At 62.6% G+C, this 9,787-nt stretch carries 5 protein-coding genes; 3 read left to right on the forward strand and 2 right to left on the reverse strand.

Annotated features, from left to right (window positions below; all coding sequences use genetic code 11):
- Nucleotides 1–16: 16 nt before the first annotated feature.
- The 3 genes from ACFQRD_RS07465 (at nt 17) to ACFQRD_RS07475 (ending at nt 6,800) form a co-directional block, all read left to right on the forward strand.
- Complete coding sequence (locus tag ACFQRD_RS07465) at nt 17–3,901, forward strand: glycosyltransferase (RefSeq protein ID WP_377803643.1); 3,885 nt, start codon at nt 17–19, stop codon at nt 3,899–3,901.
- Between the two features lie 164 nt (nt 3,902–4,065).
- Complete coding sequence (locus ACFQRD_RS07470) at nt 4,066–5,307, forward strand: glycosyltransferase (RefSeq protein ID WP_377803644.1); 1,242 nt, start codon at nt 4,066–4,068, stop codon at nt 5,305–5,307.
- A 164-nt stretch (nt 5,308–5,471) separates the two neighbouring features.
- Entirely contained in the window at nt 5,472–6,800 is a 1,329-nt protein-coding gene (locus ACFQRD_RS07475; RefSeq protein WP_377803645.1) for a D-glucuronyl C5-epimerase family protein, read from the forward strand.
- A gap of 4 nt (nt 6,801–6,804) precedes the next feature.
- On the opposite strand, the gene ACFQRD_RS07480 is transcribed toward ACFQRD_RS07475, so the two are convergent.
- Complete coding sequence (locus tag ACFQRD_RS07480; RefSeq protein ID WP_377803646.1) at nt 6,805–8,268, reverse strand: hypothetical protein; 1,464 nt, start codon at nt 8,266–8,268, stop codon at nt 6,805–6,807.
- A gap of 103 nt (nt 8,269–8,371) precedes the next feature.
- Nucleotides 8,372–9,427: a hypothetical protein gene (locus ACFQRD_RS07485; protein WP_377803647.1), complete on the reverse strand. Its 1,056-nt coding sequence runs from the start codon at nt 9,425–9,427 to the stop codon at nt 8,372–8,374.
- Between the last annotated feature and the right edge of the window lie 360 nt (nt 9,428–9,787).

Here is a 9,787-nt window from a genome sequence, read left to right on the forward strand (position 1 = left end):
AAGAAGAGGATGGCACATGCGAGCAGGGATGCGAACGGTCGCGATCGCAGGTGGGGGAGCGTCGGCACTGCTCGTCGTTCTCCTGGTGGCGGCAGTCATGGCGGAGTCGTGGATCACCGCCGCTGCGGCAGGGATCCTCGGGATTCTCCTGGCAGTCGGTGTGACAGTGGTGGTCGCACGGTTTGCCGATCGAGTATCCAGGGACGCGGACCGTACGTCGATCCGGTTGAGGAACATCGAAGCGCGAATGTCTCGGGACGCCGACAAAGCATCGATGCGAGCGACCGCGGACGCCGAACGCGACGATCGCCTTGAGAATCTTCGTGCCGACCTCGAGGGGGCGCGCAAGAGTATCGGCGTGCTAGATCGACGAATGAAGGCCGCGAAGCTCGACGCCCTCCAGGCCGAGGTCGCGACGCTCACCAGGGCGGTTCGTGTGCTTCGCCGTCGAGTCCCCGACGGCTTCCTTGACCCGGTCCATGACGAGCTCGCCAATCTCGCAAACACGATGGCCACGGAGATCGCTCGACTCAACGGAGCAGTGCAGGAGACCCAATCCCGAGCGGACGAACCGGCGCGTGCCGAGCTGGCAGCCGTTGGGAAGACGGCACAGGACGCGTGGCAACTGGGCACGCAGACTGCGCTTCGGCTCGGTCGCCATCCGCGGTCTTTCCTCACCGTGACACAGGCGGCGGACCTTTTCGAGCGTTACCTCTCCGAGGACCGCTTCCTCGAAGTCATCCCGTTGATCACTCGCTACGATCTCCTTCGCCGGCTGGACCTGGGCACCCTGCGTGCTCTCTACCGTTTCTACAAGGCCACGGGATATCTGAACCACGCGTCGATGGTCCTCAAGCGCGTTGCCGAGGCCTCTCATCGCCCGGGTGATCGGAAGGCCGTCGCCAAGCTCGACCGTGAGCTCGCTTTGCTCGCCCATCCGATGTCAGTCAACACCGATGTGCCGGCGGCTCAGGCGCACGACGCCTCGGGCCCGATCCTACACTTCGTGGGCAAAGTCCTCCCTGAAACGCAATCCGGGTACACCATTCGAACGCACTACACAGCTCGGGCGCAGTTGAACCGAGGCCTGCGGGTCGCGGTCGCCGGACAGTCCGGCATCACTGCGGATCGAGTGGAGAAAGCGACCCATTACGAGTATCAGGGCGTCGACTACCATCTTCTCCCCGGCCCTGTGCGTGGCGATATCCCCATCGATGAGTGGCTTCGGGTAAACGTTCGTGAGCTTGCTGCGCTCGTGCGAAGACTCCGCCCCAGCGTTCTCCACGCTCACTCGGATTTCTACAATGCACTGATCGTGCATGCCGTCGGAGCCGCTTACGGGATTCCGACCGCCTATGAGACTCGCGGTTTCTGGGAGGAGTCCTGGCTCAGTCGGACGATGTCGAAGTATTCGTGGGAACTAGACTCGCGGAACATCTTCGAGACGTACGGGCTTCCCGCCGCGTACTCGCTGCGCAAACATGCTGAGGAAGTCGCTCGATCTGCCGTTCACCACAACTTCACGCTCGCGGGTGTGATGCGGGAACACATACTTGAGGCGTCGACGCCGGAAGGTGGAACGGACGACGTCTCGATCGTTCCTAATGCGGTGGACCCAGACTCCTTCCCGGTGCAGGATCGCGACCAGGAGCTCGCGGACGCACTCGGCATACCCGAGGACGCGTTGGTGGTCGGGTACGTCTCCTCGATGGTGTCGTACGAGGGAGTCGATACACTCATCGACGGATACCAGATCGCGTCGGAACGGGTTTCCCAGCGGATGTGGCTCCTTCTCGTGGGGGATGGGAGCGATCTAGAGGCTCTGAAGCAGCGGGTGGCCGACCGTGAGATCAGCAATGTCATCTTCACGGGCTCGGTACCCCACGACGACATCCTGAGCTACTACGGATTGATCGACATCTTCGTCGTCCCCAGGAAGAAGTCCCCGGTGGCTGATCTTGTCACCCCTCTCAAGCCGTTCGAGGCGTTCGCCACCGGCCGGGCAGTGATTCTCTCGGACGTCGCCGCGCTGCAGGAGATCGCGGACCAATCGGGGGCCACCGAGACTTTCCGTGCTGGGTTCCCGCGGGATCTCGCGAGGAAGATCGTGGAACTGGTCGGGAACCCGGCAAAGCGCCGTGGACTGGGGGTGCGTGCTGCGCACTGGGTGCGCGCCCACCGTTCGTGGGATGCGAACGTCGAGGAGTACTACCGGGTATACCGGAAGCTGGGATACCGAGGGCCGGTGGACCCCTCACTCGAGTCTGCCACCGAACGGCGATCGGGCGGTGTCCGAGAGACTCTGCCCCGGGCACGCCCGCGCGAGTCCGGCCCCACTGCCGCGCCACGGGGCGACTCGAGTTCGGAGGACGAATCACGGGCCGCCGGCGATGATCAGCTGGTGACTACTGATCAAGGAGCTCCGGAACCGGGGTCGAGCGGCTTCGTAGCGCCGACGTTCCGCGTCGTCGTCGTCGCCATGAAGCCGCAGATTGCCGGGCGGATCCGACGGAACATCCAGACCCTCCTGGAACTCGGCGCACAAGTGGTCGTGGTGAACACGACGCCTCGCGACGACTTCTTCCAAGGGTTGTCTAGTCCCCGCCTGTCTTCCGACTTCGTCGACGTGCGTTCATTGGCCGTCCGCTACCAGTCACGGATGACCAGGAAGAAGAACGAACGCCAAGCGAAGTGGGATCTGCAGAAGAAGGGGCACACTGGAGCCGCGAAGAGCCCCGTGAACAGAGTGCCGGAGTGGACGTCCACGGACCTTCCCGGCATGGACCTGATGGTGCGCGGTCTGACGGCTCCTCGGGCTCAGGAGGCTCTGCGTGAAGTGAGGCAACGGTGGCGAAAAGCCGACAAAGAGCTCACGAAGTTCGTGCGCTCCACGCGGAACAAACGGGAACTGCTGATCCGGGACCAGCTCAAACAAGTTCATCTTGTTAACCGCTTCGCCGAGTTCTGGCGCCTTGCCCCGGCGCGGATCGTGGGTCACCAGCCGGACCTGATCATCAGCTCCGACCTCCCCGGTCTCGTCGGAGCGAGTATCGCGGCGCAACGTCTCGGCGTCCCGCATCTGCACGACTGCCATGAGCTTTACCTAGAAAGCACGACCCTCAAGCCCTATGAGCGCAGGCTACTGTGGCCGGTCGAGAAGCACTACATCCGGCGCGCAGATTCTGTGGTGGTGGTCAACGAGACCATCCGCGACGAGTACGCACGTCGCTACGGAGTGCACGGCACGGTCCTGAGGAACAGTGCTCCCGCCGTACCCGAGTCGGTGAGGCGCAATCCGATGAACCTGCGGGCGCTGGCGGGTATTGCGCAGGACGCGAAGGTCCTCCTCTATCAAGGGGGGTTCATGACGGGGCGGGGCCTCGATGTCTGTGTCCGTGCAGTCGAGCATCTCCCTCCTGAGGTGCATCTCGTGGCGATCGGCAAGGGCAAGATGCTCGAAGAGCTCCAGGAGCTGGCTCGAACGCTCGAGGTCAGCGACCGGGTCCATTGGCTCCCCGCTGTCGAGCCGGGCGAACTCCCCGCCTACACGGCGTCCGCCGACCTCGGCGTGATCCCGTACCAGCCCGTCTCCCGAAACAACCAGTATGCGCTACCGAACAAGATCTTCGAGTACACCGGGGCTGGCATCCCGTTTGTTGCGTCCGATTTACCTGAGCTACGGAGGATCGTGAGCACGGCGGCCTGCGGTGCTGTCTACGATCCGTTTAGCCCGGATGCCCTTGCCTCTGCCGTGCGCCGGGTTCTTGATCCGGAGCAGTACGCCACGTACCGAACGAACGCGGAGCAGTTCGGTCGAGAAAATTCCTGGGAAACGGAGCGCGAAATACTAGTGTCGGAGATCAGTCGCTTGGTCTTGGGCAGGGCGTCCGGCGTGGGCTGACCGCCATGATCGGTGGCCAGCGGAGAAGTAATCTTGCCCCGATATAGAACGATCGATGGCCCGAAGGCCCTGCCCGACGCGTAGCATGACGGGTGGCATAAGGTGGCCTGGCATACGCCAATCCAGGTCTGGGACGAGAGGAGAAGGCCATCCGCATCGCGGCCGTGGTCCACAACGATGTCAAGCATGACGCGCGTGTCCTGAAGGGTGCGGCGTCGCTGCAGGCACGAGGGCACGACGTCAAACTCTTCGGTCTGACGGCGGACGATTCTGAGCGTTTCGTCCTCCCCGATGGTATTCCTGTACATCTGGCGCATCGTGATCTTTCGGACGTTCATGCGAGGATCGAGCGCGACGGTTTACCGAAAGGCAAGGAGAGCTCCATCTGGATGTCGTTCAGGATCCAGGGCGAGATCTTGTTCGAGGCTGTCCGCGCGAACTTCGATCCCGAGCTCGTTCACATTCACGACCACCTGGCACTGACCGCCGCGGCAGAGTACAAAAAGGCGTTTGAGTGCCCGATCATCTGGGATGCACACGAGATTTATGAGGATCTCGCCAGCATCGAGCCGGCACGCGCGCTAGTCAATTCCAGTATCATTCGGGAGAATGTCAGGCACGTTGACGGCTTTATCACGCTTAACCAAAGTATTGCCGACTTCTATAGAGACAAATATCCAGAGCTCCCTGAAGCTGCTCTCGTGCCGAACGCTGTTGAACGTGCGAGTCGGGCGAAGTATGATGGTCGCCTTCACGATAAAGCCGGATTGGCCAGGGATCAGAAAATTCTTCTCTTCCAGGGTGGGTACTCTTTGCGCAGAGGGATTCCTGCCCTCCTTGAGGCCTCGCGTTCGCTTCGGGATGACTGGTCCTTGGTTTTCATGGGGTGGGGGAAGCTCGAAGCCGAGATCCGGGCTTACGCCGACCGCACCTCTGGTCGTGGTGAGGGGCGCGCACCCGTTGCGATGGTCCCCGGTGCTCCGCATGACGAGTTGCTCAGTTGGACGGCCGGCGCCACGCTCGGAACGATCCCGTACGAGAACACCGGATTGAACCATTTATACTGCTCGCCGAACAAGCTGTGGGAGTATCCGGCTGCAGGCGTTCCTGTCCTGGCCAGTGACATGCCGGAGATGAAAAGGAAGATCGATCGGTACGGCATCGGCCTGACCATTGACCGCGCCCTCGACCCTGGAGACATTGCCGTTGCGGTCAACGAACTCTCGAGCGAGGACCTCGCGACAATGCGGCGGAATTGCGCGTCGTTTGTGGCCGCAGAGAGTTGGCAAAACTATGAAGGTCGCGTTGTTGAGCTATATGCGCGTCTCGGCAATGGGCGCGGGAGCCGTGCGTCCGAGGTTCGTAGGCGCTGGAAATCCATATCGCGACGCCTCGGAGGGCGGTAGTGACATACTGAAGCTTGTGCCTACAGCCTTGCCCGTGACATTATGGACTTCTTCTTCGGCTGATTTTCCGTATCGGACTGGGGGTGTCCGTAGCAGGGGGGTCCGGTCTGTACCGGGATTTGCGGATTCGCCGAAGATGGCCTGGAGTAAGAGAGTGGTTTCTGATGAACGCAGCGCCGGAGTATATGACCAACGAGGCCGACGTCGGCCTTCCCCCCCTTCAGGCATCGCGAAAAGCGGTTTGGAACTACTATCGGATCGAGTTTTTGCCCAATGGGTATCCGGGCCGCCGCGCAGGTGACGTCCTTCAGGCTCACCCGATCTACGGCCCCTACGTGCTCTCCGACTATATGGCGCAGTATCGAGAGACCGGCGATCCCGTGTTCCTCGATGCGGTCATGCGTGTTGCCGATGCAGCGGCGGATCAGATGTCTTCCGTGGGTGATGGAGCCCTGGCGTTCCTCTACAGTCAGCAGGGAACGGCAGTCTCTCTGCGTAAGGAGACCTTCTATAGCGGACTGACACAGGCGCGTTACGTGGATTCGTTCAGGCGCTTGCTTGCGCTGCCCGGCACAGAGCGGTTTCACGAGGTCCTCTCCGGAATCGTGGCGAGCCTGGAGGTGCCTGTAGAAGAAGGTGGGGTGGCGCGCTATACGGAGAGCGGCGGTCTGATCATCGAGGAGTACCCATCGCCCATACCCGATTGCACACTGAACGGCTGGACGACTGCAACCTGCATTCTCGGGGACTATGCGAGGCGTGATGGCGGAGACCGGGCATGGAGCATCTTCGAGAGATCAGTGAAAGGGCTCGAGGAGCTCATTCCTCTCTACGACGTCCCCGAGATCGCTAACTCACGCTATCGCCTCACGGGCACGGCGTCGATACGAGTGACCGCCGTCGGTGCGGATGTGGCGGTGGATGGGTGTGAGATCGAGATGCCGGGCGTCGGCGTCTTCGGGGCAGCATCGCCGGGGGAGCCTGCAGGTGAAGCTCTCAGGAAAGGCCCGCTCCGGATCCGGAGCGGCACCACTGCCGAGTTCGCGATCTCGCTGAGCCGACTGACGTGGCCGGCCCCAAACCGTATACACCTCGATGTTGATGCATCTGCCGCGGGCTCGGTTGAGGTGGCAATTGCCGACGGTCGCTACTCTCCGCTCGCCAACCATGTCCCGGTCGACGATTACCGACTCGTCGCGAGGCATGCACTCGTGTCGGGAAGAAACTTTCTCGACGTTTCAATCCCATGGGAATGTGCTGAACTTGTCGCCTACCCGACGAATTTTCGCAAGACGCTAGCGGGTCGTCAGTTCAATCAATATCACTGGATCCATGTGGATACGCTGGGAAAGATCGTAGACGCTACCGGAAGTAGCGTTCTCGCTCACTATCAGCAGAAGTGGAAGCTATACCCCGAGCGCTGGCCGAGTATCCCGGAGTATCAGGACGAGAGGATCATGCTCGAGCGCTTCGACGCGGCGAAACATAAGTAGCCCTTCAGGAATTGAGCTCAAGGATCTCGGCGGCTGAGAGCACCGTTGCGCCGAAGACCGCCGATGGGGGATGTTGGAAAGCGATCGAGTTGATCCGCCGTTTGATACTGCGGTCCCACGGCGCGAGCGCTCCCCATGCGCCAGCGTAGGTGTCAGCGTATCCCTGACGGGGGGCGTCGTTCGCGTCGCCAGGGAGCCACCGAAGGGTACTGATTCCGTCTGTGACCGCGATGAAGTGGCGCCGAAAGGAAAGGGCGACTGATGAGAGCGTGGCGTCTTCGACAAGCTTGCTGTCGATGCGCCGCCACTCCGCTAGTGCACGGACACGCATTGTCGCGTGTGAGCTGTCTTCGGCTCGGCGCACGGCGCGTACGCGACGCTCGGCCAGCGGTCTTTCGCGCTCGACGCCGAAGAAGATATCGCTGTCGACGGGATAGTAGAACCACGGATGCCGGATGACGCCGGCTTCGTAGGCGTCGATCTCGCGAGTGAAGCGGCGCGTGAGCGACGCTCCGAGGGTTCGACGACTCTTGTCGTCCCGACGGTCCCCGATGACGAGGAGCGACGTTGCCACGTCGACGATGTGGTTGTGGGGGAGGTCAAGGCCGAGGCGCCGCCCTGGGAAGTCCTCGGGGGTGATATACCACGACTGTCCGGACAAGGTGCGAATTTCTTGGTCGTGCTCGGCGAGAGCGCGTTCGGCGGTGGTGAAGAGGTCATCTGGCGTGACGTCCGCGCCGGGGGTTCTAGGGCCTGCCGCATCGAGTGCTTGGGCGGCAGAGAGCAGGGATCGTGTGATCATCCCTGTGTGCACGAGATGTGGTGCGAACTGGGGCACCAGCCGCACGTCCCGAGCCTCCAGACCGGAGAGATCGATGGGTGCAGGGAGGTTCCGGAGCAGCACCGCATGGACGGCGCTCTTCTCCGCAAGGACGTCGGGGAGATATGAGCGAGCGTCGGGCTTCACCGAGGCTTCGGGTGACGACCAGATCGTCGAGCCGTCGCGCATGGCGTGGACCGTGACGGTGCCCGTAGTGGGGCGCTCGATCCGGATGGCGTCGGCGGCGGCCTGAATCTGTATAGGAACCCCTGCTATCGATCCAAGCGGTGCTGTCGCTGCGGTGTACCTAGGTCCTGCGGACCAGGCGTTCCCGACTCGTCCGCGCCAGTTCCTGGTCCCGGAATCGACGTCTGTTCGTTCGCAAAGGTGCTGGGCCCAGGAAGCGGCTTGCCGTAGGTGTACCGGATCGGCCGTGGCTCGCCATGCAGCGCAGGCGGCGCGGACCAGGAGCGAGACGTCCCAGGCGAGATGCCCACTAACGTTCGATGTATAGGCTGGCTCGGAGTTGATCTGCTCGCCCATCACCTCGAGCCCCTCTCGGGTGATCCGCTCGTACGTCTCACGGATGTCTTTGCTGCGGTGGCTGCTCGGCCCCGGCGTCGAGAAGGGTACGGAGTCGTGGTCCATTGCTCGCTCTCGCGGAAGTGTTGCCCTGGGATTTTTGCAGGAGACCGGTCGGCGGAGCGTTTGGTGCTGGACCTTGAGCACCGCGGAGGACCGATTGGATACCTTAGGGGAGGGTCGAGATTACCGCGTCCGTTCCATCGGCGTGTACGACGACCGGTGTGCCTGCGAGACTGTCGACCTGCACCACCAGAACGACCGCTGTAGCGTTGTCGGGTACCTTGCTCGCCATGCCCTGCAGGCGAAGGTTCCACGGCACGTGATGCGTGTCGTGGTCGATGGCGAGGATTTCGTCCCAGTACGTCGACGTCGACTCGATGGCCCCGTCCTCGTCGAGCCATCGAGCGATGACTCGTATTCCGACAGTTGAGGACTCGGTGCCCGTCATCGACGGTTGGCACTTGTTCTCCCCGGCGTCCCGGGAGCCGCCGACCACGGTGCAGGAAGTCAGTCGCACGGTCGAGTTTATCGAGTCGAGCGAGCGTGGGTCGTCGACCTGCAGGCTCAGCACAGTGAGCTCTGCTCCAGGTTCGACGAGCGTCGCATCGTCGAGACGGTGCAGTGCGAGGTGGCGGTCTCGGTCCGTCGCTCCCAGATCGAGGGAGACGGAGACCGGCAGCGAGTCGACGCCGTCGCTCGGTGCGTTGATGAACGGAGCCGATGCGCGGAGGGAGCATGTCATCTCCTCATCGGTAGGCGGCGCAAGTGCCTGTCCAGAAATTTCGCCGCCGCGTGCGAGGAGGACGTTCGTGCTCACCTTTCCGCTCGCGGACATCTGCACCTGCCTGCCGTCGCTTGAGCAGTCGATGCGCGCAGAGACGAGGGCAGCCTGCGGCGAGGCCACGGGTGATCGATTGATCTTGAGGTCGAAACTGATGAGAGCGCTGTTCGCCGTGCCGGCTGGGACCGTCACCGTCTCCAGTTCCGCGTCCTGGGCACCGAACGTGAGGGAGGTCTGCACTGCTGTCGGCGACTCCCTAGCAGTGGTTGCAGCTTCTGGCGGCTTCCCTGGCGGTCTGTCGATCCCTCCTCGTTCGATGGCGAGCGTTGCGACGACGGTTGCGAGCACCAGCACCAACGAGTATGTCGTGAGCGCAAGAATGCGCCGTCGGCGGACGCGTGCTCCACGCCGGCTTGGCGTGTCGTCGGCGGGATCCTTCACGCCTCCTTACCCTAGCGTCCGTTCGAGAGGGCTGAGGCCTGTCCATGCGCGAGAGTATGTGGACAATCGGGGCGGGGGGCGGACCACCCGGGCGGGGCCGACGCGGGAGGTGACAACAGCGTTGACGCGGGACGACGATGATGTGAACAGGAAAATACGACGGTGAGGAACCACAGCGGCACGACGGGCTTACAGCGATCGGGCAGTAAGGTCGACTCGACTGAGCCGTTGTGATGTGGGTAAAGCTCCTCGAAAGGACTCTTGTGAAGACAGCTGTCGTGGCACTGGGGAAGATCGGGCTGCCGCTGGCGGTGCAGTTCGCCGATGCAGGGCACGAGGTCATCGGCGTGGACACCAATC

The organism is Brachybacterium sp. GCM10030268, from assembly GCF_042666305.1.
Taxonomy (GTDB): Bacteria; Actinomycetota; Actinomycetes; order Actinomycetales; family Dermabacteraceae; genus Brachybacterium.